Genomic DNA, 21,839 nt, shown 5'->3' with positions numbered 1-21,839 from the left:
CAAATACCTTTTACAATTTATCCAGCCATTCACAGACAGGGTCATATAGAGTGTCTATATTTCCTGCGCCTACTGTAAGGAGGATGTCAAAATCTTTTTCTTTTATTCTTTCAAAAGCATCAGCTAACGCGGATACTTCTTTTTTCTCTAAATTCACTTTTTCAAGCAGCCAGTTTGAAGTGATTCCTTCAAAATTCTGCTGAAGTTCTCTTGCCGGATAAATATCCAGTAGAATCAATTCATCAGAGTGACTTAAGCTTTCAGCAAATCCATCGGCAAAGTCCCTTGTTCTGCTGAAGAGATGTGGCTGGAAGACAACCAATAGTTTTTTATCCGGGTAAAATGTTTTAATAGAGCCCATTACAGCATTGATTTCTGTGGGATGATGGGCATAGTCATCAATATAAATTTTACCGTTAGGATAAATGTGTTTGGTATATCTTCTTTTAATTCCCTTAAAATTGGCAATGGCCTTTTTCAGCGTATCAAAATCTGCACCTAAATTGTGAAGGATAGCCAATGCTACGGTAGCATTTTCCACATTGTGGATACCAGGAATTTCCCATACCAAATCTTTTACGGTCTCTGTTGGGGTGTGGAAGTCAAAATAGATTTTATCATGATCCATACGCAGGTTGTCAGAGTAATAGTCTGCTTTTTCATTTACAGCATAGGTTTGATGTCCTCTGCCGATTTCCACTCCTTTTCTTACAAACAGCTTTTTGTCTTCCGGAACCAGGGCTGCAAATTGTCTGAAGCCTTCTTCAATATGGTTTTTGTCACCATAAATATCCAAATGGTCAGCATCTGTAGATGTAACAACAGCCCAATCGGGGGAAAGGTTCAGGAAGCTTCTGTCGTATTCATCAGCCTCTACCACTGAATAGACAGAGCCGTTATACAGGAAGTTGGATCTGAAATTTTCAGAAATTCCTCCTAAAAAGCATGAAAACGGTAAATCTGCTTCTTTACATAAATGGGAAATCAGGGTAGATGTAGTCGTTTTCCCATGGGTTCCTGCTACAGCTATACAATCTGTATTTTCTGTGATCAGTCCTAAAACTTTTGCTCTTTTGAGAACATCGAATTGATTTTGATTAAAATAATCTAAAATATCCAGGGTTTTAATCGCAGGAGTATAGATTACCAATGTATTTTCTTTTTGAAGGGAAGTTATTTTCTCATCAATAAGATCTTCGAAAACAATATCAATTCCTTCTTCCATCAGGTTTTGGGTAAGTTTTGTATTGGTTTTATCATAGCCCAATACCTTTTTTCCGGAGGCGTTGAAATAGCGCGCCAGGGCACTCATTCCGATACCTCCGATACCGACGAAATAAAAAGTCTGATATGTTTGTAAATTGTTCATTTATTTGCTTTGTATTGTTGTATTCATGTATGATGTATTCATGGGTATTGTTGTTATTAATACATTGTACAATGATACTTTTACATTAATTTAAAAATTTCGTCTACAATCTCTTTTGCGGCGTTGGGCTTTGCAAAATATTTCAGATTGTCAGACATTTCTTTTCTTAAGCTTTCGTTTTCGCAGATTTCTGATAATGTATTCCAGAATTTTTCCTGCATTTCAGAATCTTTTACCATTCTGGCTGCATTTTTTTCAACCAGATTCATAGCATTTTTGGTCTGGTGGTCTTCTGCAGCAAAAGGGAAGGGCACCAGTAAAACAGGTTTTTGTGCTACTGACAGCTCTGAAATGGCAATGGCTCCGGCTCTTGAAACAATTACATCTGCTGCAGAATAGGCTGTTTCCATATCTCTGATAAATTCTTTCAGATGAATGGACGCTGAAAGCTGAAGGTTGGAAGATAGTTCGTCATAATCCAACTTTCCGGTTTGCCAAATCAATTGATAATCTTTTTCTTGCAGATTTTCCAGGTTTTCTTTCCAGGCATTATTCAATGTTCTGGAGCCTAAGGAACCTCCTACGGATAATATCGTAAGTTTATCTTTATCTAAACCCATTTTTTCTTTAGCCTGAGCAGTATCCTGCATTCCTGAAACAATAGCAGAACGGATAGGGTTCCCTAAAAACCTTATTTTTTCAGCGGGGAATCCTTCCACTTCCGGATAGGCTGTAAATACGGCTTTTGCTTTTTTGCTCAATATTTTATTGGTTACACCTGCATGGGCATTCTGCTCCTGGATAAAAATTGGAATTCCCAGCTTACTTGCTTCATACAAAGCGGGTCCACTGGCGAAACCTCCTGTGCCCACCGCAAAATCCGGGGCAAAATTTTTAATAATTTTTTTAGATCGGGACAGGCTTTTTAAAATTTTGAAAGGCAGACCAAGGTTGGATAATAAATTCCCCCTGTTGATTCCTGCAATATCAATTCCTTCTATTTTATAACCGGCCTGAGGGACTTTTTCCATCTCCATTTTCCCATTGGCCCCAATGAACAAAAATTCTGCATCAGGAAATCTTTTCCTGATCTCATCAGCTATAGCAATGGCAGGGAAGATATGTCCTCCTGTTCCTCCGCCTGATAGTAATATTTTTATTTTTTTGCTCATCGTTTTGTTAATAGGGCTACGCCTGTTTTTGTTAAATCGTCCCTTCGGGACTCTTTGGTTTATGCTATATCGTTTATTTCTGCTATACTTTGTTTTTTGCCCATTCCTTCTTCATCATAAATCTGGATTCTGGAGCTTATGTTTAAAATAATTCCCAACTGCAAATAGGTTACCAACATGGAAGTTCCTCCATAGCTTATTAAAGGCAGCGGCTGTCCTGTAACCGGGATCAGATTAACGGCAACGGCTATGTTGACCGATAACTGGATAAAAATCATTACCCCAAGGCTGAGTACCAGCAAGGATCCGAAGAATGCCGGCATTTTGCTGGCGATCATCACAATCCGTATCATCATAATCAGGTATAGGCTGATCAGGAAGGCGGCACCTATTAATCCGTATTCTTCTACAATAACCGCGAAGATAAAGTCGGAAGCAGATTGTGGAAGCATTTGCTTCAATGCGCTTTTTCCCGGCCCCATTCCTGTAATTCCACCATGTACGATGGCGGCTTTTGCCTGCATTACCTGATAGTTTTTAGCTTTTACGCTTTCATCATCGGTATCTGCCGTTTTGGCTTTGCTGGAGGTAAATGTTTCAATACGGCTCATCCATGTATGGACACGGTTTCCGCCGATCATATTGGTATTCAATGCAATCAGTAAAAAGAGTACAATGGCTACAAAGGAGGCAGAAATAAATCCTGCAATGTATTTCCAGTGTAGCTGGCCGATAACCAGGACAATGACAGAAACCATTAAAATCATCAATGCCGTAGACCCGTTATCTTTTGCCACTAATACAAAAACCAGAAGTATCGGGCCGAAAATATACATGATATTCTCTATAGGAAGCCTTTCTCTTGTGATTTTTTTTGTTAAATATCTGCATAAATAGATAATCAGCATTAAAAATGCAAAAGATGATGGTTGGAATGAGATAGGGGTTCCCGGGATTTTTAACCATCTTGAGGCACTGGCTCCGTCAATGGTTTGTCCGGTAAACATGGTAACAATCAATAAAATAATCATTAATCCCAGCAGGATGCTGCTGAGCTTTCCGATGTATTCATATTTTACGGTTCCTACCAATCTCATAATTCCTAATCCTAAGACTACAAAGAACATATGTTTTATGACGTGACCTGTAGTGGTCCCGTTATTCACAATGTATTCCAGGTTTGAACTTGCAGAGTAAACAGGGAAAATCGAGAAAATGGAGATCACAAGAATGACCATCCAAAGTACTTTATCGCCCTTTAGAAATTCAAATCTGCTTTCTGTGTTCTGTTCGTCCATAATTAATGCTATTGGCTTCTGGCTATTAGCCATTGGCTTTTAATACCTGCTCTTTAAACTGATGCCCTCTGTCTTCATAGCTTTTAAATAAATCAAAGCTTGCACAGCAAGGGGACAGCAGAACTGTGTCTCCTTTTTTAGCCAATGATTTTGATATTTTCACGGCCTCTTCCATACTTGAAGTATCATAAATAAATTCTTTTTTGTCTCTAAAAAAGTCTATAATCTTCTTGTTATCAATTCCCAGGCAAACAATTGCCTTTACTTTTCTTTTAACCAGTTCTTCAATTTCGGTATAATCATTTCCTTTATCCAGTCCTCCAACAATCCACACGGTTGGTGTTTTCATACTTTCCAGTGCGTAATACGTGGCATTAACGTTGGTGGCTTTACTGTCATTGATGTATTTAACTCCTTCAATTTCAGCTACAAATTCCAGTCTATGTTCTACAGCCTGAAAAGTCATTAATGAATTTCTGATACTTTCATTATTGATTTCCAGTATTTTACCGGCAATTGAAGCCGCTAAGCTATTGGCAACGTTATGATTTCCAAGCAGAGATAATTCATCAATTTTCATTGAGAATTCGTCTTGCATTTTAACCACAATTTTATCATCATTAATGAAACCTCCTTCAGACAATTTTTCTTTTGTGGAGAAAGGAATCATTTTCGCTTTTATTTCTAGTTTTTCAAGAATGCTTTTACTCATTTCATCATCTTTATTGTAGATGAAGAAGTTGTCGTTTTCCTGATTTTCAGCAATCCTGAATTTTGCCAATGCATATTCTTCGTAGTTGTAGTTGTACTGATCCAGGTGGTCCTGGGATAAATTCAGCAGCAAAGAAATATAGGGTCTGAAATTCTGAATATCATCCAGCTGGAACGAGCTTACTTCCAGTACATAATATTCATGGTTTTCATCAGCTACCTGCTTGGCAAAACTGTATCCGATATTGCCTCCCAATCCTACACTCAGCCCATCATTTTTCAGGATGTAATAGATCAGGGAAGTGGTGGTTGTTTTTCCGTTGCTTCCGGTAATGGCAATAATTTTTGAATCTGTAAATTCAGATGCAAATTCAATTTCAGAAGAGAGTCTTATCCCTTTCTCATGAATTTTGTGGATAATGTCTGCCTTTTTGGGAATTCCCGGGCTCTTTACAATCCAGTCAGCATGTAAAATCCTGTCTTCATCGTGGTTTCCTTCTTCAAATTCAATTTCATTGTCGATAAGAAATTGCTTATAGTTATCTTTAATGGCTCCTCTGTCTGAAAGAAATACTTCCAGCCCTTTCTTTTTAGCCAAATAAGCAGCTCCACATCCGCTTTCTCCACCTCCTAAAACAACTATTTTCATATTATAAAAGCTTTATGCTACAAGCTTTAAGCTTCAGGCTTAATGCTTATAGCTTTTAATTTTATCTCATTTTTAATGTGATCAGACATACAATTGCCAGTATTACCCCGATAATGATCATCCTGTTGACGATTTTACTTTCGTGAAATCCTTCTTTCTGATAGTGATGGTGTAATGGAGACATTTTAAATAGCCTGTTGTTTTGGGCATATTCCAGCCCGTATTTTTTCTTTCTGTATTTAAAAACGATTACCTGCAGCATTACAGAGAGGTTTTCAATTAAGAAGATTCCGCACAAAACGGGAATCAGTAATTCCTTTCTCAATATAATGGCTAAAACGGCAATCACTCCTCCCAGCATTAGACTTCCTGTATCTCCCATGAAAACCTGTGCCGGATAGGTGTTGTACCAGAAGAACCCGATCACCGCACCCACCATCGCTACGGCAAAAATGGTGGTTTCTCCCATATTGGGAAGGAACATGATATTGAGATAGTCTGCGAAGATAATGTTCCCCGAAAGATAGGCGAAAAGGGCCAGGGTAAGCAATATGACAGCACTTGTACCTGCTGCGAGGCCATCGATGCCATCTGTAATATTAGCACCGTTTGAAACAGCAGTAACAATGAAGATAACAATAGGGATAAAGACAATCCATGCCCATTCGTGGGCATCTTTATCATTCATCCAAAACAAAATTCCGCTGTAGTCGAATTCATTGTTCTTTGCAAACGGAACAGTAGAAACCGTAATTTTTTCTGTAGGCATAAAGTTCTGTTCCACATTATTCCGGTTTACAACTTTTGCATCGGCATATTTTCTTTTAACCGTGATATCCGGATGGAAATACATTGTAATTCCGACAATTAGCCCAAGACCAACCTGCCCTACAATCTTAAATTTTCCGCTTAATCCGTCTTTATTTTTTTTGATTTTCTTCAAATAGTCATCAAGGAAACCGATCGCTCCCATCCAAAACATGGAAACCAGTAACAAAACAATATAAACATTGGTAATTCTTGTAAATAATAATACCGGGATAATGGTAGCGAGAATGATGATAAGGCCACCCATGGTAGGGGTTCCTTCTTTTTGCTTCTGACCATCTAATCCAAGGTCTCGTACTAATTCTCCCATCTGTTTTGTTCTCAGGTAGTTGATGACTCTTTTTCCGAAAACAAGAGCAATAATCAAAGAGAAAAGGACAGCCATTCCGGCTCGGAAGGAGATGTATTTTAACATTCCCAATCCCGGAATATGAATTCCATGGTTAGTTAGATATTCGTATAGATAGTATAGCATGTCTTCTTTTTTAATTTAAGGATTAAGAAATCAAGGTATTTAGAAACTTATAATGTCTTAATCCCTGAACCTCAATTTTTTAATTTAATTTTTATTTACTCATTAATCTCCAAAGCTCATTAATTACTTCTTTGTCATCAAAATGGTGTTTTATGCCATTTATCTCCTGATAGGTTTCGTGGCCTTTTCCGGCTACTAAAACAATATCTTTAGGTTCAGCAAACTTTATCGCCATTTTTATGGCCTCTTTTCTGTCCGGAATTGAAGTATATTTGCTGAAGTTTTGAGGTTCAACGCCCGCTTCAATTTCTTTAATGATCTGTGCCGGATCTTCTGTTCTCGGATTGTCTGAAGTGATGATGGCCAATGTGGACTTTTTAGTGGCAATATTTCCCATTTCAGGTCTTTTGGAGTGATCTCTGTCTCCTCCGCATCCGAATACGGTAATTAACCTTTCATTTTTTGTTCTGATATCATTGATACTGTCCAGGATGTTTTCTAATGCATCCGGCGTATGGGCATAATCTACGATAAAGAAGATCCCCCCATCTGATTTAAATGTTTCAAATCTTCCCGAAACTCTTTTCAGCTTACTGATAGCCTGAAGGATTTCGTCCTGTTCAAAACCAAGTTCCGTTGCAATTCCGAAAACCAGCAATAAGTTGTAAACATTAAACTTTCCTGTCAATGTTGTCCAGAACTCTTTCCCGTTGAAATTCAGCAACATTCCGTTGAAATCCACTTCTAAAAGTCTTCCATGGTAATCCGCCATGGTTTTCAAGGCATAAGACTTCTTTTCAGCTTTGGTATTCTGAAGCATTACGGGGCCGTTTTTGTCATCTATATTGGTGATGGCAATGGCTGTATCTTCTAATTCGTCGAAGAATCTTTTCTTTGTTTTTAAATATTCTTCAAATGTTTTATGATAATCTAAATGATCGTGGGTCAGGTTTGTGAAACCGGCTACTTTGAAGTGTAGTCCTTCAATTCTGTTTTGGGCGATTCCGTGAGAGCTTACTTCCATGAAAGCATATTCACATCCTTTTTCTACAGCTTCCGCTAAAATTTTGTTGATGGTAATGATATCCGGAGTGGTGTGAGTTGCCGGAATAATTTCATCTCCGATTCTGATCTCAACAGTAGATAGTAAAGCAGCATCATACCCTAGATTTTTGAAAACATCAAAAAGCAGGGTAGATACAGAAGTTTTTCCATTGGTTCCTGTAACACCTACCAATTTCAGCTTCTGAGAGGGATTCCCATAGAAATTGGAAGCAAGGCGACCCAATGCTTTGGATGAATCTTTTACTTTTATGTAGGTTACCCCTTCGGCTAATGTTTCAGGAAACTCTTCACAAACAATTGTTGTTGCTCCTTTTTCAATAGCGGAAGCAATGAATGAGTGACCATCCACTACGGTACCCCTTATGGCAATATAAAGAGCGTTCTCTGTAATTTTTCTGCTGTCGAACACCAGCGCAGCAACCTCACGGTTGACGTCACCGTGGATTTCTATTACCGGAATTCTGTTTACTAATTCTTGTATTATCATTTTTATCAATAGGACCTGACCCTATTTTTTGTTAAATCGTCCCTTCGGGACTCTGTTTTTTAATTTTGCAGAGACAAATAAATTCTCTGGTTCTTACTAATTGTGGTGCCTTCCAGCGGGAATTGTTCCTTAATCCTTCCCACTCCTTTATAATCGACACGGTATCCCAGGTTTTCCAATTGTGGAATCACGTTTTTACCTATTAATCCTACTACATTAGGCATCTGCTTATCATTCACTGCTATTTTGACGTTGGGTTCAACCATTTTGCTAAGGTTTACTTTTTTGTCTACAAGCATTTCTTTTTCAATATTCTGTGGTGTTTTCAGGAATGTTTTTCCTGCAATTTCTTTAAATACCGGAGCCGCTACGGAACCTCCATAAAATCCGATTGCGGTATTAGGTTCGCTCACCATGACATAGCATGTATATTTTGGCGCATCTGCAGGATAAAACCCGGCGAATGAAGCCCTATATTTCATTGGGCCCGGAAGCCAGTATTCAAATCTTGCTGTTCCTGTTTTCCCAGCCATCTTCAGGTTGGGCGTGAAGATACTTCGTCCGGTACCTTTTTCAACTGCCTTTGTTAAGGCGCTGGTCATCATTTTAATAGCTTTTTCTGAAGCCATTTTATTGACCATTACCTCGGGCTTTGCGTTGTACATTACTTTTCCGTCCTTCATGATTTTATCAATGAATAGCGGTTTAAGCATTTTACCTCCATTAGCAACTCCATTGTAGAAGGTTGTTAATTGCAATAAATTGATATTTGAAGAATATCCGTATGAAATGGATGCTAATGTTGCAGCATTCCATCTTTTGTTCTGAGGAGTTACGATTTTCGGCTTTGTTATACCCGGAAGCTCGATATCCATTTTGTCAAATAACTTCCAGCGTTTCAGATGGTCGAGAAAGATCTGGGGCTTTTCAGCATAGTATTTTGTGATGAGTTTGGCGGTTCCTACGTTACTGGATTTGGCCAATACATCACTGATATCATAGGTGCCTCCACCGTGACCATCAGAAATTCTTTGTTTTGCGTAGGTCCAGACACCGTTACCAACGTTTACAGTGGTATTTTCATCAATGAAACCGTCGTCCATTGCAGCCAGCAAAGAAATGGTTTTAAAGGTAGAGCCCGGCTCAATATTATCTTTCAGGGCATAGTTATAAGAGTCTTCGTATTCACCTGATTCTGTTCTTCTTAAGTTAACCAGCGCACGTACTTTTCCTGTTTCCACTTCCATGACAATGACGGTGCCATGCTTTGCCTCAAAATTAATAAGCTGCTTCTCCAGAGCAGAATGTGCAATGTCCTGAATTCTAAGATCTAAGGTTGTATAGACATCTTCTCCATCTACCGGCTCCTGTACTTTCCAGAAGTCGATAGGTTTCCATTGGGAAGAGTTGATTCTCTGTTCCAGTCTTTTTCCGTCGGTTCCTGTTAGATATTTTGAAAAGGCACCTTCAAGTCCGGATTTAAATTCCCCGTTATCAATCCCGATGGTTCCTGCACCGATTTCTGAGGTAGCCAGTTCTCTTTTGTAGTTCCGGTCAACAATAAATCCTCCTTTGTTTTTTCCTCTTTTAAAAATCGGGAATTTTCTTATTCTGTCGTATTGGTCGAAATCAAGACCTTTTACCAAGGTATAATACTGGTTTTTCTTTTTCTTTTGTTCGTCAAATTTTTGTCTGAATTCGCTTCTGGGTTTTCCGAACATTTTGCTCAGGGAATCAGTCAGGGCACCGATATTATTGGTGTAGACTGTATCTTTCATTGTTTTGAAGTCAAGATAAATGTCATACCGCATTACGGTTGTTGCAAGAATAGACCCGTCAGAAGCAAACAGGTTACCCCGTGCAGCCTTTAGAGTGGCCTCACGGTAGTTTTTATTAATGTAATCATCTTTAATTTCCTGAACATTGGTATTCTGAAGGATAACGATCCTTGCCAAGAACATTACAAACACGCACAAAGCTACCACTGCGAAGAGGTAGCCCCATCTTAACGTTTTTTTACGTTTATTGTCGTATTCATTTTGCTTTTGCATCTGTACTGTCCAGTTTTATTAGCAACTTGTGAGGATGGTTTTCCAGGGTCATTAATGAATCCCGGGCGACTTCTTTCCCCAGCTCTGATTCCATTTTTACTTTGATCAGCTTACTCTGGGCGTAAGCGTTTCTTGATTTATATTCTTCTGTTTCTTCTTTTAAGGCATTGACAATTTTAATTTTTTTATTGACGAGATGGTTACTGTAAATCATAGCCATCATCAGTACGAACAACAGGAGAAAATACTTATAATGTATTTTGATCTCATCACGGTTCAGAAAGTTTCCTTTTATAATGTCTATAAAAGTGAGTCTCTTCTGTGGGCGATTTGTTGTTCTTTTTGCCAAAGCTTTGTTTATAATTGATTCATGATAAAAGTCAGTTGATATCGTTTATCACTTATGATTTATCATTTATACCTTTATTCCTGTTCTCATTTTTGCACTTCTTGCTCTGGAGTTTTCTTCAATTTCCTTATCATCAGGAATAATTGCTTTGCTCTTAAGCAATTCAAATGCTTTTTTATAATTTCCGTAGATATCTCTTTCCGGCTCGCCTTCAAACATTCCGTTTTTCAGAAATCTTTTTACCAAACGGTCTTCTAAAGAATGGTAGGAGATAACCACTAATCTTCCTTCCGGTTTTAAAATATTGTAAGCCTGAACCAGCATTTCCTTTAATACTTCCAGTTCCTGGTTGACTTCAATCCTCACCGCCTGAAAAAGCTGGGCATAGAATTTATTTACTTTATGAGGAGGGATATAGCTAAAAAGCTTCTTCAGATCCTCAGTAGTTTCTATAGTCTTTGTTTTTCTGTGGTGAACAATTTCTCTTGCCAGTTTTCTGGCCTCTCTTAATTCTCCATAGTGGTAGAAAATATCAGCAAGTTCTTCTTCTCCATATTCATTGATCACCCGTTTTGCATCCAGGTTTTGCATGACATTCATTCTCATATCCAGAGGGGCATTGCTTCTGGTAGAGAATCCTCTGTCTGCTTCATCAAACTGATGTGATGAAACCCCCAGGTCGGCTAAAACCCCGTCCACTTGTGAGATTCCGTACATCAGTAATGAGTTTTCCAGGAATCTGAAATTCTGATTTACCAATGTAAACCGGGGATCATCAATTGTATTTTTAAGCGCGTCTAAATCCTGGTCGAAGCTGAATAATTTTCCCTTTTCGGAAAGTCTGCTCAGGATTTCCCTTGAGTGGCCACCTCCACCGAAGGTACAGTCCACATATATTCCGTCAGGATTCGTCACCAAATCATCTACACTCTGCTTCAACAAAACGGGGTTATGATACATGCTTAATTGTGTTTTTTATTAAATACAACTTAATAACCATACAGTTATTCTTCATCGAAAGAGCCCATTACATCTTCGGCAAGGCTGGCAAAATCTGCTTCATTGGTGGAAATGACCTTTTCATAGGCTTCTTTATCCCATATTTCAAAGAGTTCTCCCGCACTGGTTACCACAATCTCTTTCTGTAGATTTGCGAAAAGCATCAGGTCTTTTGAAATTTGCAGTCTTCCTGCATTATCCAGCTCTACTGTTTTTACTCCTGCCGTAAACATTCGAATGAAATCAGCATTCTTTTTAATGAACCTGTTCAGTTTATTAATTTTGCCCATCAGTTTATCCCAGGCATTCATTGGGTAAACTTCCAGACAAGGTTGGAACACAGATCTTTTGACTACAAACGCCTTATCGTCGAAGTTTTCCATCTGTTTGATTAAAGATGAAGGAACTTTTAAGCGGCCTTTGTCGTCAATTTTACACTCATATGTTCCAATGAAACTTTTCATTTGGGACAAATTTATATAATAATTTCCAAAATTTCCCACTTTTTCCCACTTTTTGACTTAATGTTAATAAGTTTTATTAAAGATTGAAATTTAAACTCGTAAATAATTGATATGTAGAATGTTGTAAAAAGTGCTATTTAAGCCATAATAACGATGTTTTGAAAAAAAAAGTTAAAAAGGAGAATATTGTATTATTTTTATCTTAAATTAGGATAATCAAAATATTTTTGAGGTTTAATTTGTATTTTTGCAGGGCTTTATTAAGGCATCTTATGATATTTAGTACGAAAAAAGAAAAGAAATATTCCTATGTAGAGGCGGGAGAAGGACATCCATTAGTGCTGTTGCACGGGTTAATGGGTGGTTTGAGCAATTTCGATAAAATGGTAGATTTTTTTTCGAACAGGGGATATAAAGTATATGTCCCTCAATTGCCAATCTATGATTTGCCGGTACTCAATACGAACCTCACCACATTAGCAAAATATATTATCAAGTTTATAGAAAGCCACATTTCAGAACCTGTAACAATTGTAGGAAACTCAATGGGAGGTCATATAGGGCTTATTCTTACTTTGGCAAGACCGGATTTGGTAAAAAATCTTGTTTTGACCGGAAGTTCCGGGTTATATGAAAGAACTTTCGGGGATAGTTTCCCAAGAAAAAACGACCGATCTTATATCAGGAAAAAAACCGAAGAGGTTTTTTATGATCCAAGTGTTGCTACTGAAGATCTTGTGGATGAAGTTTTTGGAGTGGTGAACGACAGAATGAAAGGAATAAAAACGGTAATGCTGGCAAGAAGTGCCATTAAGCACAATATGCTGAACGATCTTCCTAAAATTTTAACTCCAACCTGTCTGATCTGGGGGAAACAGGATAATGTAACCCCACCTGAAGTAGCAGAGGATATGCACAAGTTTATTCCTAATTCCGATCTATTCTGGATTGATCATTGCGGTCATGCTGCCATGATGGAAAAACCGGATGAGTTCAACGAGATATTATTCAACTGGATAAAAGATAAAGTTTAAAATACATAATATAAATGACCATTAAGAGCTTTTCTTAATGGTTTATTTTTCTAAAATAGATTCAAAATGGTTATTAAAAAAGCAGAGTTTGTAAAGAGTAGTGGAAAATGGCAGGAATGTCCTGAGCCCAATATTCCTGAATATGCTTTTATCGGAAGGTCTAATGTAGGAAAGTCATCATTGATTAATGCTATGATGAATCATAAGGACCTGGCCAAAACTTCACAGACTCCCGGTAAAACCCAGCTGATCAATCATTTTATGGTGAACGAAAGCTGGTATCTTACCGATTTACCGGGATACGGATATGCTAAAGTTTCAAAAGTTCAGCGTAAAGATTTTGAAAAACTGATTACCAATTATATTCTGAACAGAAGAAACCTGGTGAATCTTTTCGTATTGGTAGATGTAAGGCACAATCCACAGAAAATCGATTTGGAATTTATACAATGGTGTGGAGAAAGCGGGGTACCATTTTCGATTGTTTTTACGAAATCAGACAAGTTGAAGCCGAATGCAGTGATCAAAAATGTTGAAGATTATAAAGCAGAGCTTCATAAAACCTGGGAAGATCTTCCGGAGCTCTACGTGACTTCTGCAGAAAAAAAAGAAGGAGGGGATGAAATCCTGAATTTTATAGAAAAGACCAATGATTTTTTAAAGAATAATAATGTGAGTTTCGATGAGTAATATCATATGGAAAATTAAAACATTTGATGAGTTTACTGTTCCTGAGCTATATGCTGTATTGAAAGCCCGTGTAGATGTTTTTATTATAGAACAGAATTGTCCTTACCCTGATCTGGACAATTATGATCAAAAGGCTGTTCATCTTTGGGCGGAAGAAAATGGAGAAGTGCTTGCCTATTGCCGTATTTTTGATAAAGGAATAAAATATGAAGAAACTTCTATCGGCAGGGTTTTAACTACTGAACAAGCCAGAGGCAAAAATCTGGGTAAGCAGTTAATACAATATGCAGTAGAAACCATAGAAAACCGTTTTCACACCCCGGAAATCAGAATTTCAGCACAGGACTATCTTTTAAGGTTTTATAGCGGATTCGGATTTGAAGATACCGGGAAAAAATATCTGGAAGATGATATTCCGCATACGGAAATGATCAGAAGGTAGAAATATAAAAAGCGAAGAACATCTTCGCTTTTTTTGATTTTATGATGAGTGTTTTTAGTTTTTTGGCAGAGCTACCTTACAGGTTATTGGTTTTATATTAATTACATCCTGAGCAATATGATCTGTCTACATACTGTTTGCTGCTTCCCGAGTAATAATAGCATCCGCCTCTTTGTCCTACATAAAGCTGATGTCCGTTGTAAGTACACCCACCGCTGCTTTGTGAATAAGATCTTGAATATCTCGAGCTTGTTGATTTGCTTTTTCTGCTTTTTTTACTTTTTGTTTTCTTAGGTTTTTTTGAAGCAAATTCTCTGGCAGAAGCGTTGGTGTTGGTTGTCGCTGAAAAGGTTGCCGGCATTAATAGTCCCAGTCCTAAAAGACTTGTAAAAAGTAGTTTTTTCATGATATTTATTTTTTAAATTATTGATTTTAGTTATGATCCAACGATCTATTCAATAGATCGTTGGATTAAGTTTAGGCGTACTGAATTAGTTCCCACACAACTGAGTTCCCACTGTAAGGTGGCATTGTGTTACCTTCAGAAATAGGAGCTGTAGTAGATGGGCTCCCAACAACTTTCCATACTCCAGATTCAGGGCATTTTTCTCCTGTCTTTGCTTTTGTACCTAATGGTTTTTTAGCCATAATAAAATAATTTAGTTGGTTAACATTCAAAGATATAATGCTCAAAAAATGATTCCTTACGGGAACCCGTAAATTGAACAAATCTTTCAGAACTCTGAAAGATTTGTTTGTGATATCAACAACCAACAGCTCATGATCTGAGTTTTATTCTAGGATTAACAATTGGATGAGGAGGAAGAATATCCCATTCAGGGAATTTGCTGTTTTTCTTTGCGAGTACAGAGATATCGGAAGGTGATGATTCCGCTGGCTTTTGATTTTCAATAGTATTTTTCATATCAATTATGCTTAAGAAGGTTGTAAAATATTACGGGTGTCTCTTGAGTTGCTTGAAAAATCTTCTGGGGCTATAGATAGTAAAGTATGACGCAAGACTTCAGCTTTTCTGTCTTCCATGGAATACTCTTTTCTGTAGTCAACTACCTCTGCAATGCATCCTCGTAAGACTTCTTTTGATTTTCTTTCTCTTTCTGTAATATTTTCTATGGCCTTTCTCTTGTTTTTTCTATAAGTATAGATCGAATTTCCTGCTATTAAGAGCCCAGTCACGGCTCCAATAATACCCAGCATTCCTAATTTAAAAATGGCTAAACTTATCATAGAAATGAAAATACCAATACCCGTCACGGCATAAGGAACGCTGAGTTTTTTAAGCTCATTTTCCAGAAAGTCTGCCCAATACTTTTGATGCCTTTTAAGTTGCATTTCCTCATCTGTTCCGTCTGTAGTTGAAGTTTTAAAACCGTCAATAATTAATTCTACTTTTTCTTCTATATTATTCCGGTATTCTGCGGTGAAAGTATCATGGGCTTCTACGATCCAGGGCTGGCTTATGGAAACTGCGAGAGCTTGTGTCACTTTAGTAGCTCCCGATTGTTCGGGATCAAATGCGGCGTTGGTTAAGAGTTGGAGAAAGTCTACTTTCTCATCAAAAATGTGTTTTTCATTGTTCATTAAAGCTTGTGCTGCCATTTTATCTCCATCGGTTTGGATGATCAGTTGATTTAATCTTACTTCGTTTTGAAGAGGAAGTTCTTCATCATCAAAATTGGTAACCAGCAGGGAAAGAATTTCATCGAGTTGCACTTTTGTTGCTTCGGAATAATCTGCCGTATTCTCAAAAATGTTTTTAAAATGCAGATCAAGCGGAGTATGGGATCTTGCCTTCGATAATGATAGTTGTAATTCTGTCCAATTGCCAGCGAATTCTTCAAGGAGGATATAATTTTTAGAAGAAGGAGAACTTTGGGTTTTGAAAAAACTAATCCATTGTATCTTTTGTTTATCGATATAGTTATCCGTTTGAGTAAGCTGTTCTATCCAGTTCTTTATATGAGTAATCATAAGCTGATGAGAAGCAGGTTGGAAAACCCCGGTAGTGATTGCTTCCAGAATAACAATAAACTCCCTGTCAAGATGATGAGGGTCCTGATGAAGAAAATATCTTTTCATCCATTGCAGGCAGGCCTCGTTTCTTTCCAGCCTTCTCATAATAAGCATCATGAAAAGCGTAGTTTTATAGTCGTCTCTTTTTAAACTTTCATGAAGAGCCTTGTTGGTAGTAGATTGGTCATCTCTTATCCATGATGTTAACACAATCAGGGCGGGAGCAAGCCAGTAATGGGGAGCCTTTATCATGATTTCTTCTGTAGCATGTTTCAACGTATCATCACTTACAATTCCAACGTCTACTCCATGAAGAATACCTGTTGCCATTCTCCTGATTTCGGCATAATATCCGAATTTAATCTGAAGGTCCTGCTTGAGGTTACCTTGCCGGGTTTCAGCGAGTTGTAGGGCTTTGTTTTTGAGATCGGCTTCAACAAAATCAGCGAAAGAATTCGCCAATGTAAGCAAATCATCTTTGAGATGATCATGCTTGTTATTGAGGCTTCCTAATTCCAGATTTACCTCCCTTAGATCTGCTTTGATAGCTTTTAAAGCACTGTTGATGATCGAAAGATCTGCGTATGAAATTACTTTTTGTGACATTTTAATTGAGTTTTCATCGTTATAGTTTGGCTGCAACGCCGTCTTCACGAATAAGGATAAGCTTGTCCGCATAAATTTCCACAAAGGCGTAGGCGTTATGTTTAGCTAATATTCTTGCTTTTTCAAAATGCTCCGGAAGAGATTCTCCTGTTTTATAATGTTTAATGATCTGTTCTCCGCTCAGGTCTAAGGTGTGGACTTCATAGGGATGCCCCAGAAAACATCTGGCTAAAATTCCCAAAGGAAGGCTGTTGAGTTCTGCCGTTCCGAATTCACTCCGGATTTTTGCCATCAGTTCTTCTTTACCTCCTGTCTCAGAAAGCAGATCTGAATCAATACCTTTGATTAGACTCATATAATTTTCCGAGCGCTTTTTCAGAATATCTCTGTCGCTGAGTATTCTGGAAGAGGGCTTTGGACTTTCAAAACCTATATTCGGTATCGCATTCTGAAAGATTATTTTTCCCATAGTATTATTTTAAAACAACAATTGGAGGTTGTTATATTCACAAAAGTAGGGGGAGGACTAAAATAAAAATTATGGGAATCCGTAAAACGAAAAAACCTTTCAAATTTTTGAAAGGTTGCTATAGAAATCATAAGTGCTGATTAAATAATAATGGTACGCTTAGGAGAAACTTTATCATTGGGAGAGGAGTTCCACGAAAGTCCTGAAGCCGGAAGGGCTCTTTCTTTACCCCAATTTCTTATGGCTTCAATTCTTTCCGGGCTGGTTTTGCTCAGCGGAACGATATTTTGGAAGCACTTCTCGTAGAGTTCATCTGTGATGAAAGAGTCACCATTAATCACAGCCTGTATGGCTACGTCACGTACAGCACCTTCCAGATCAGAGCCCGCAAAGCCGGACGATAAGGCTACCAGTTTTTCAAAAGTCTGAAGCGAAGGTGGGGGAAGAAGATTCTTTTTGATATAAAGATTGATAATATCTGCTCTTTCCTGATCTTGGGGAAGGTCTACAAAGAAAAGCTCATCAAACCTGCCTTTACGGAGAAGTTCCGGAGGAAGTTTGGAAACGTCATTGGCGGTGGCTACCACAAAAACTTTCTCCGTACTTTCCTGGAGCCAGAATAAAAACTGTCCGATCATCCTGGTAGTCACTCCGGAAGAGTCGCTGGCATTAGCTGCAAGGCCTTTCTCAATTTCATCAATCCATAAGATACATGGGGCAGCGTTATCAGCAGATTCAAGAGCCTCTTTTAATCTGTTTTCAGACTGTCCTACATACATTCCTTGTATGGAGGCAAAATCAAGCCTATATAGGGGGAGATTCCAGGTTGCTGCAATGAATTTTGCAGATAAGGATTTTCCACAACCGGGAACTCCGACTAATAAAACACCTCTTGGCGGACGAAGTTTTCTGGTTTTTAAATCAGCGGTTAACAACTGTTTTTGATTATCCAGCCATTGATGCAGACCACTTAATCCCCCTACAGAAATCATTGAAGGATCTACTTTTACTTTTTCAAGACCGGAAATATCACTGAAGAGTTTATCTTTCTCCATGCTCAGGCTTTTGATATCGTCTTTGGTAAGGGAACCTTTAGCCATTTGCGTAGCCAATACATTTTCTGCCTCTATTTTGGTCATGTTGGCTAAAATAGTTGCGGCCATTTTGAAATCGGCATCTTCCCAATCGATAGGAATAGAACCTTTGTAAGGCATCACACAATCTTTAACAATAGAAAGCATTTCTTCCTCGTTAGGAGGATCCAGGGTAAGGGTCATCCCTAAACGTTGAAGCTGTGACCATACGCTTTTCGTAGAAATGATACAGATGCTACCTCCCTTTTCAATGGCCTGAACAACACAATCGTAGATATGTCTGGAGACAATATTATCATCTTCAATATCACTTACTTCAGTGAAAATGAAGGTAAGGTTTTGCCTTTGGGAGATATTCTGGACTGCAAAGTCAATCCCTCCTGCTACAGAACGGTCATCATTGACGGTTTTTTTCGTTTTGATTTCCATCGTTCCATGGGACAGACTATGAATGTAGATAGGAATATTAATTTCCTCTGATAATTGTTGTATGATTTCTAAAACTCTTGCTCTTTCTATACTTCGTATGGAGATAAAAGGAATTCTCGCACGAAACATCCTCGATAGAGAAGTTTTAAATTCTTCTTTGTTTGCCATAATTAAAAAATAATTTTTCTTCCGGTTGAAGGTGTAGAATCCTTATATTCATCTATAATCGGATCCTGTGGAACTTCATTCATATTAAAGGAATTAATGACCATTAACATTTTCTCCCTGTCTTTGTTATCTTTCCCTGTGTTGTCTTTCAGTGTTTTTTTAAACTCACTTACAAATGCTTTGAAATCATTGGTGAAGTTTTCTCTCAATTCTTTCGGAAGGCCTTTGGAATAAGCAAATCCAGATAAGGCAGCTAAGGTCTTTTTATTATTCTGAAGGACAAATTCCAGCTCTTCAATCGTTCTTATATTTTCAAGGGTAAAGTTCCTTTGAAAATTATCCAGCCAAAGCTTTTTCCGGGCTCTATAACCTTCTTCTGCTCTTGCATAAAATCGTTGTGCTGTTCCGGCATCAAGTTCAAACCTGCCGGAATTCATTGCCTCAGCAACCTCTTCTCCTTTTCCAAAACGTTCAAATAAGTCTGCCCAATCGGCATAGGTAACAGGAGGTTTCATTATTGATTTTTTATTCTTGGATTAATGATCTGTCCGGGAGGAAGGACATCCCATTCCGGAAATTTTACTTCTTCTTTTTTCTTTTTCTCCTGAGTATTGGGTTTTGTTTCGCCCTTACTGATGTTTTTATTTTCTTCAGAATTGATATTGAAATCGCTCATTTTTGTTTTGATGTTTATAATAAGGGTCTGGTATCTCTGGAATTGGCAGAAAAATCTGCTGCAGAAACAGATTGTAGCATGTTTCTTATCTTTTCCGCTTTTTCATCTTCTTTAGTATATGCTGTTCTGAAATCCACCAATTCGGCAATACAGCCCCGCAGAATGGTTTGTGAAGATGTCTTTTCGGCATCATTTTTTTTTCTTATAGCTGCTCTTTCTCTAGTGGTTTCTGAAATAATTGAATAAATGATAAAAGAGCCTATGGAAGCAACAAAAGCAAAGGCATAATAGGCTTTGTCATTTAGAAGAATCATACTAAAAGCCAAAATCGCAATGCCGGCTCCCATTCCAAAACATGAATAATTGGCTTTGCTTATTTTCTTTTTCAGATCCTCATTCCAATATTCTTCATGTTTTTTTAGCTGTTCTGTCTCATCAGATCCGTCTGTTATGGATGTCTGGTAGCTATTGATCTCTAATTCAGCTGCTGGGATACCTTTCATACGGTATTCAGCATTATAGGAATCATATGTTTCAATAATCCATGGTCGGCTTATGGCTACAGCTAATGTCTGGGTAGCGTTTGAAACGCCAGACATTTCCGGGTTAAATGCTGCATTGGTAAGCATCTGAAGGAAATTGGTTGTTTTATCAAAGATTTTTCTTTCGGAGGTATGGGATGAGGTGGCTAAAGCTTTGTTGCCTTTTTTATCTATAATCAGTTGATTGAGCCTTACCTGCTCTTTGAGTTCAAGTTCTTCGCCATCAAAATTGGTCACCAATAATGAAAGGAGATCGTCAAGCTGATTTTGTGAGGTTTTAGTATGGTCTATCGTACTATTGAAAATAGCTTTAAAATGTGTTTCCAAAGCCTGATGTAATCCTGCTTTTTTCATTTGGGCAATAAAGTCTGCCCAATTGGTGCAATAATCTTTAAGCAGGGGATAATCTTCTTCACTAAAGAAACGGTCATTCTCAAAGAAATTAAACCATTGTGTTTTCTGGTCATTGAGATATTGGCCGTTTTGCTTTAATTGCTCTATCCATTGTTCTAGAGTGGACATCATCAGCTGCCGGGAAGCAGGAGGAAATGCTCCGGTTGAAACCGCTTCCAGAACAGTAATAAATTCCCGGTCCAGATTATAGGGGTCCTGATGCAGCAAGTATCTTTCCATCCATTGATGGCAAGCATTGTTTCTTCCTATTCTTCTGGTAATAAGCATAAAGAAAAGAGTGGTTTTATAGTCATCCCTTCTTATGGCTTCTTTTAATGCTTTTTCTGCTTCTTCACGGTCATCACGAAGCCATGCCGTAAGGGTTACCAAGGCAGGAGCAAGCCAATAATCCGGAGTTTTGATCATTAAAGAACCCACTGTGTTCTGCAATATTTCATGGGTCACCAATCCGCTGTCTACAGCCTGTAAAATTCCTAAAACCGTTCTTCGGATTTCTTCATAATATCCATATCTGTTATGAAGTTCCTGTTTCAGGTTTCCCTGTCTGACTTCGGCAAGCTGAATTTCATTATTCAGGGTATCGGTTTCTATATAATCCTGCAGCTCATCGGAAAGGCTGTCCACTCTGTCGTCCAGAATATCCTGCTTGCTATGGATACTACCTATTTCAGAATTGATACTGCCTAGTTGGGAATTGAGGTTTTTTAAGTTTTTGTTGACATGATCCAGATCATTGTCTATCCCTCTAAGTTTGTTGTTGAGAAAATAATCTTCCTGTGACATTTTGTGTTTTTTTATTTAGCGTCTCCTCCGGAGAAAAAGTTAACAATCGAGTCTATAGCTTTAGCAAGAAAGGTCGCGGTGCCGTCCCAATGGATGACAATGAATTTATCTTTATATACCTCTACAAAAGCATAGGCATTGTGAAGGGCGGTATTTCTTGCCTTTTCAAAATCCGGAGGAAGAGCCTCTCCTATGACATAATGCTTAAGAATTACGCTACTGCTCAGATCCAATGTGTGAACATCATGGGGATGTTCTAAAAAACATTTTGCCAATATCCCGATGGGGAGCTGTGCAGGATCTGTAGTTCCAAATTCTTCCTGAAGTTTTTTCATGAATTCTTCTTTGCCTCCGGTTTGCGATAGCATATCGGTATCCATGTTTTTGATCAGGTTTATATACCCTTCAGAACGTTTTTTTAAATAATCACGTTCACTCAGAAAGCCGGAAGTATTTGCTGTATTTTCTTGTTTTTTTTTCAAAATTGAGGTTGAGATCCTCATTTTGGAAAATTATTTTGGCCATTTCATGGTTAGTTTTA

22 protein-coding genes are annotated in these 21,839 nt (G+C 38.0%); 3 read left to right on the top strand and 19 right to left on the bottom strand.

Annotated elements, in window-relative coordinates:
* Nucleotides 1-10: 10 nt before the first annotated feature.
* From murC to mraZ, 10 genes are all read right to left on the bottom strand, one after another.
* On the bottom strand, nt 11-1,369 hold the full coding sequence (gene murC, locus OK18_RS07280; RefSeq protein ID WP_050021801.1) for a UDP-N-acetylmuramate--L-alanine ligase: 1,359 nt from the start codon (nt 1,367-1,369) through the stop codon (nt 11-13).
* Between the two features lie 80 nt (nt 1,370-1,449).
* Nucleotides 1,450-2,541 carry an undecaprenyldiphospho-muramoylpentapeptide beta-N-acetylglucosaminyltransferase gene (gene murG / locus OK18_RS07275; protein ID WP_053327580.1) on the bottom strand — a complete coding sequence of 364 codons (1,092 nt, stop codon included), beginning with the start codon at nt 2,539-2,541 and terminating at the stop codon, nt 1,450-1,452.
* A 59-nt stretch (nt 2,542-2,600) separates the two neighbouring features.
* Nucleotides 2,601-3,839 (bottom strand): FtsW/RodA/SpoVE family cell cycle protein, encoded by a 1,239-nt coding sequence (locus tag OK18_RS07270; RefSeq protein WP_050021902.1) that lies wholly within the window; start codon nt 3,837-3,839, stop codon nt 2,601-2,603.
* A gap of 25 nt (nt 3,840-3,864) precedes the next feature.
* Entirely contained in the window at nt 3,865-5,199 is a 1,335-nt protein-coding gene (gene murD / locus OK18_RS07265; RefSeq protein ID WP_050021803.1) for a UDP-N-acetylmuramoyl-L-alanine--D-glutamate ligase, read from the bottom strand.
* 61 nt (nt 5,200-5,260) lie between these two features.
* Nucleotides 5,261-6,502, bottom strand: a complete 1,242-nt coding sequence (gene mraY / locus OK18_RS07260) for a phospho-N-acetylmuramoyl-pentapeptide-transferase (protein WP_050021804.1) — start codon at nt 6,500-6,502, stop codon at nt 5,261-5,263.
* A gap of 91 nt (nt 6,503-6,593) precedes the next feature.
* Complete coding sequence (locus tag OK18_RS07255) at nt 6,594-8,054, bottom strand: UDP-N-acetylmuramoyl-L-alanyl-D-glutamate--2,6-diaminopimelate ligase (RefSeq protein WP_053327579.1); 1,461 nt, start codon at nt 8,052-8,054, stop codon at nt 6,594-6,596.
* 59 nt (nt 8,055-8,113) lie between these two features.
* Entirely contained in the window at nt 8,114-10,105 is a 1,992-nt protein-coding gene (locus OK18_RS07250) for a penicillin-binding transpeptidase domain-containing protein (RefSeq protein WP_053327578.1), read from the bottom strand.
* Nucleotides 10,089-10,454 carry an FtsL-like putative cell division protein gene (locus tag OK18_RS07245; RefSeq protein ID WP_053327577.1) on the bottom strand — a complete coding sequence of 122 codons (366 nt, stop codon included), beginning with the start codon at nt 10,452-10,454 and terminating at the stop codon, nt 10,089-10,091. Before OK18_RS07245 ends, OK18_RS07250 begins: the two co-directional genes overlap by 17 nt.
* A gap of 66 nt (nt 10,455-10,520) precedes the next feature.
* Entirely contained in the window at nt 10,521-11,414 is an 894-nt protein-coding gene (gene rsmH / locus OK18_RS07240) for a 16S rRNA (cytosine(1402)-N(4))-methyltransferase RsmH (protein WP_053327576.1), read from the bottom strand.
* 44 nt (nt 11,415-11,458) lie between these two features.
* Nucleotides 11,459-11,917, bottom strand: a complete 459-nt coding sequence (gene mraZ, locus OK18_RS07235; protein WP_050021807.1) for a division/cell wall cluster transcriptional repressor MraZ — start codon at nt 11,915-11,917, stop codon at nt 11,459-11,461.
* A 272-nt stretch (nt 11,918-12,189) separates the two neighbouring features.
* On the opposite strand from mraZ, the gene OK18_RS07230 reads away from it, so the two are divergent.
* From OK18_RS07230 to OK18_RS07220, 3 genes are all read left to right on the top strand, one after another.
* On the top strand, nt 12,190-12,951 hold the full coding sequence (locus OK18_RS07230) for an alpha/beta fold hydrolase (RefSeq protein WP_053327575.1): 762 nt from the start codon (nt 12,190-12,192) through the stop codon (nt 12,949-12,951).
* Nucleotides 12,952-13,017: 66 nt separating this feature from the next.
* On the top strand, nt 13,018-13,641 hold the full coding sequence (yihA, locus tag OK18_RS07225) for a ribosome biogenesis GTP-binding protein YihA/YsxC (RefSeq protein WP_053327574.1): 624 nt from the start codon (nt 13,018-13,020) through the stop codon (nt 13,639-13,641).
* Nucleotides 13,634-14,083, top strand: coding sequence for a GNAT family N-acetyltransferase (locus OK18_RS07220; protein WP_050021809.1), 450 nt, complete (start codon nt 13,634-13,636; stop codon nt 14,081-14,083). Before yihA ends, OK18_RS07220 begins: the two co-directional genes overlap by 8 nt.
* 97 nt (nt 14,084-14,180) lie before the next feature.
* Here the strand turns inward: OK18_RS07220 and OK18_RS07215 are convergent, their stop codons facing one another.
* From OK18_RS07215 to OK18_RS07185, 9 genes are all read right to left on the bottom strand, one after another.
* A complete protein-coding gene (locus tag OK18_RS07215) occupies nt 14,181-14,489 on the bottom strand; it encodes a hypothetical protein (RefSeq protein ID WP_156173241.1) in 309 nt (102 codons plus the stop codon).
* 71 nt (nt 14,490-14,560) lie between these two features.
* Nucleotides 14,561-14,731, bottom strand: coding sequence for a hypothetical protein (locus OK18_RS21450; RefSeq protein WP_167336354.1), 171 nt, complete (start codon nt 14,729-14,731; stop codon nt 14,561-14,563).
* A gap of 288 nt (nt 14,732-15,019) precedes the next feature.
* Complete coding sequence (locus tag OK18_RS07210) at nt 15,020-16,723, bottom strand: hypothetical protein (protein WP_128572440.1); 1,704 nt, start codon at nt 16,721-16,723, stop codon at nt 15,020-15,022.
* Nucleotides 16,724-16,742: 19 nt separating this feature from the next.
* Nucleotides 16,743-17,192, bottom strand: a complete 450-nt coding sequence (locus OK18_RS07205) for a hypothetical protein (RefSeq protein ID WP_050021812.1) — start codon at nt 17,190-17,192, stop codon at nt 16,743-16,745.
* Nucleotides 17,193-17,332: 140 nt separating this feature from the next.
* The gene (locus tag OK18_RS07200) at nt 17,333-18,883 is read right to left on the bottom strand and encodes an AAA family ATPase (protein ID WP_053327572.1); all 1,551 of its coding nucleotides are present in this window, start codon (nt 18,881-18,883) and stop codon (nt 17,333-17,335) included.
* A 2-nt stretch (nt 18,884-18,885) separates the two neighbouring features.
* The gene (locus tag OK18_RS07195; protein ID WP_053327571.1) at nt 18,886-19,398 is read right to left on the bottom strand and encodes a hypothetical protein; all 513 of its coding nucleotides are present in this window, start codon (nt 19,396-19,398) and stop codon (nt 18,886-18,888) included.
* Entirely contained in the window at nt 19,398-19,559 is a 162-nt protein-coding gene (locus tag OK18_RS21135; protein WP_156173240.1) for a hypothetical protein, read from the bottom strand. The genes OK18_RS07195 and OK18_RS21135 overlap by 1 nt, the downstream gene beginning before the upstream one ends.
* Before the next feature lie 14 nt (nt 19,560-19,573).
* On the bottom strand, nt 19,574-21,298 hold the full coding sequence (locus tag OK18_RS07190) for a hypothetical protein (RefSeq protein WP_053327570.1): 1,725 nt from the start codon (nt 21,296-21,298) through the stop codon (nt 19,574-19,576).
* 11 nt (nt 21,299-21,309) lie between these two features.
* Nucleotides 21,310-21,780, bottom strand: a complete 471-nt coding sequence (locus tag OK18_RS07185) for a hypothetical protein (protein ID WP_156173239.1) — start codon at nt 21,778-21,780, stop codon at nt 21,310-21,312.
* Nucleotides 21,781-21,839: the final 59 nt, after the last annotated feature.

Source organism: Chryseobacterium gallinarum, assembly GCF_001021975.1.
Taxonomy (GTDB): Bacteria; Bacteroidota; Bacteroidia; order Flavobacteriales; family Weeksellaceae; genus Chryseobacterium; species Chryseobacterium gallinarum.
The sequence above is the reverse complement of the archived record's forward strand: the minus strand, read 5'-3'. Positions and strand labels throughout refer to the sequence as shown.

Bases quoted from the DNA above. Each gene is read 5' to 3' on its own strand.
- murC (WP_050021801.1), bottom strand. From the start codon at position 1,369: ATGAACAATTTACAAACATATCAGACTTTTTATTTCGTCGGTATCGGA.
- murG (WP_053327580.1), bottom strand. From the start codon at position 2,541: ATGAGCAAAAAAATAAAAATATTACTATCAGGCGGAGGAACAGGAGGA.
- OK18_RS07270 (WP_050021902.1), bottom strand. From the start codon at position 3,839: ATGGACGAACAGAACACAGAAAGCAGATTTGAATTTCTAAAGGGCGAT.
- murD (WP_050021803.1), bottom strand. From the start codon at position 5,199: ATGAAAATAGTTGTTTTAGGAGGTGGAGAAAGCGGATGTGGAGCTGCT.
- mraY (WP_050021804.1), bottom strand. From the start codon at position 6,502: ATGCTATACTATCTATACGAATATCTAACTAACCATGGAATTCATATT.
- OK18_RS07255 (WP_053327579.1), bottom strand. From the start codon at position 8,054: ATGATAATACAAGAATTAGTAAACAGAATTCCGGTAATAGAAATCCAC.
- OK18_RS07250 (WP_053327578.1), bottom strand. From the start codon at position 10,105: ATGCAAAAGCAAAATGAATACGACAATAAACGTAAAAAAACGTTAAGA.
- rsmH (WP_053327576.1), bottom strand. From the start codon at position 11,414: ATGTATCATAACCCCGTTTTGTTGAAGCAGAGTGTAGATGATTTGGTG.
- mraZ (WP_050021807.1), bottom strand. From the start codon at position 11,917: ATGAAAAGTTTCATTGGAACATATGAGTGTAAAATTGACGACAAAGGC.
- OK18_RS07230 (WP_053327575.1), top strand. From the start codon at position 12,190: ATGATATTTAGTACGAAAAAAGAAAAGAAATATTCCTATGTAGAGGCG.
- yihA (WP_053327574.1), top strand. From the start codon at position 13,018: ATGGTTATTAAAAAAGCAGAGTTTGTAAAGAGTAGTGGAAAATGGCAG.
- OK18_RS07220 (WP_050021809.1), top strand. From the start codon at position 13,634: ATGAGTAATATCATATGGAAAATTAAAACATTTGATGAGTTTACTGTT.
- OK18_RS07215 (WP_156173241.1), bottom strand. From the start codon at position 14,489: ATGAAAAAACTACTTTTTACAAGTCTTTTAGGACTGGGACTATTAATG.
- OK18_RS21450 (WP_167336354.1), bottom strand. From the start codon at position 14,731: ATGGCTAAAAAACCATTAGGTACAAAAGCAAAGACAGGAGAAAAATGC.
- OK18_RS07210 (WP_128572440.1), bottom strand. From the start codon at position 16,723: ATGTCACAAAAAGTAATTTCATACGCAGATCTTTCGATCATCAACAGT.
- OK18_RS07205 (WP_050021812.1), bottom strand. From the start codon at position 17,192: ATGGGAAAAATAATCTTTCAGAATGCGATACCGAATATAGGTTTTGAA.
- OK18_RS07200 (WP_053327572.1), bottom strand. From the start codon at position 18,883: ATGGCAAACAAAGAAGAATTTAAAACTTCTCTATCGAGGATGTTTCGT.
- OK18_RS07195 (WP_053327571.1), bottom strand. From the start codon at position 19,398: ATGAAACCTCCTGTTACCTATGCCGATTGGGCAGACTTATTTGAACGT.
- OK18_RS21135 (WP_156173240.1), bottom strand. From the start codon at position 19,559: ATGAGCGATTTCAATATCAATTCTGAAGAAAATAAAAACATCAGTAAG.
- OK18_RS07190 (WP_053327570.1), bottom strand. From the start codon at position 21,298: ATGTCACAGGAAGATTATTTTCTCAACAACAAACTTAGAGGGATAGAC.